This window comes from Marisediminitalea alba (assembly GCF_002993365.1).
Classification (GTDB): domain Bacteria; phylum Pseudomonadota; class Gammaproteobacteria; order Enterobacterales; family Alteromonadaceae; genus Alteromonas; species Alteromonas alba.
Map to the genome: position 1 here is coordinate 1 of NZ_PVNP01000092.1, position 1601 is coordinate 1601.

Genomic DNA, 1601 nt, shown 5'->3' on the forward strand with positions numbered 1-1601 from the left:
GTCGGGGGTCGCAGTGACCAGGTGGCTGGGACTGTTTATTAAAAACACAGCACTCTGCAAACTCGAAAGAGGACGTATAGGGTGTGACACCTGCCCGGTGCCGGAAGGTTAATTGATGGGGTTAGCGTAAGCGAAGCTCTTGATCGAAGCCCCGGTAAACGGCGGCCGTAACTATAACGGTCCTAAGGTAGCGAAATTCCTTGTCGGGTAAGTTCCGACCTGCACGAATGGTGTAACCATGGCCACGCTGTCTCTACCCGAGACTCAGTGAAATTGAAATCGCAGTGAAGATGCTGTGTACCCGCACCTAGACGGAAAGACCCCGTGAACCTTTACTACAGCTTGGCACTGAACATTGAACCTACTTGTGTAGGATAGGTGGGAGGCTTCGAAGCAGAGACGCTAGTTTCTGTGGAGCCGTCCTTGAAATACCACCCTGGTATGTTTGATGTTCTAACGTAGGTCCCTTATCGGGATTGCGGACAGTGTCTGGTGGGTAGTTTGACTGGGGCGGTCTCCTCCCAAATAGTAACGGAGGAGCACGAAGGTTAGCTAATCACGGTCGGACATCGTGAGGTTAGTGCAATGGCATAAGCTAGCTTAACTGCGAGACAGACACGTCGAGCAGGTACGAAAGTAGGTCATAGTGATCCGGTGGTTCTGTATGGAAGGGCCATCGCTCAACGGATAAAAGGTACTCCGGGGATAACAGGCTGATACCGCCCAAGAGTTCATATCGACGGCGGTGTTTGGCACCTCGATGTCGGCTCATCACATCCTGGGGCTGAAGTCGGTCCCAAGGGTATGGCTGTTCGCCATTTAAAGTGGTACGCGAGCTGGGTTTAGAACGTCGTGAGACAGTTCGGTCCCTATCTGGTGTGGGCGTTGGATGATTGAGGGGAGCTGCTCCTAGTACGAGAGGACCGGAGTGGACGAACCGCTGGTGTTCGGGTTGTTTTGCCAAAGGCATTGCCCGGTAGCCAAGTTCGGAATCGATAACCGCTGAAAGCATCTAAGCGGGAAGCGAGCCCCAAGATGAGTCATCCCTGCACGTAAGTGCTGGAAGGGTTGTTATAGACTATGACGTTGATAGGCAGGGTGTGGAAGCGTTGCAAGGCGTTAAGCTAACCTGTACTAATTGCCCGAGAGGCTTAACCATACAACGCCTAAGTAGCTTTATATAAACGCGCTAAAGCGCTGTCGCGATAAAATCTTTAACCGCAAAATGCGATTTTGCTGAGATTTTATTAGCTCGCTAAAGTGTAACGTTTATAAGCATTTAGAGTGTTGTTTGAGTAGACTGTCTAAATTAGTCAAAGAGAGTAGTAGTTACTCGATAGATTGAATACATATCAGTATTTCCAGAATTGTTAAAACAATTAAAAGTTTAAATAAGGCTGATGAACAGGCACCTGAGAGTACTGTTTGTCCTCCTTGCGCAAAAGTCGAGAAAAGCACTCGATTTTGCACGACTTTGCCTGGCGGCAATAGCGACGTGGTCCCACCTGAATCCATTCCGAACTCAGAAGTGAAACACGTTAGCGTCGATGGTAGTGTGGGGTCTCCCCATGTGAGAGTAGAACACCGCCAGGCTCCTAATT

At 49.7% G+C, this 1601-nt stretch carries 2 rRNA genes; both read left to right on the forward strand.

Features of this window, described 5'->3' with window-relative positions:
• Positions 1-1159 (forward strand): 23S ribosomal RNA (locus C6Y40_RS10270); the annotation flags it as partial.
• Positions 1160-1477: 318 nt separating this feature from the next.
• A 5S ribosomal RNA gene (gene rrf, locus C6Y40_RS10275) occupies positions 1478-1593 on the forward strand.
• Positions 1594-1601 lie beyond the last annotated feature (8 nt).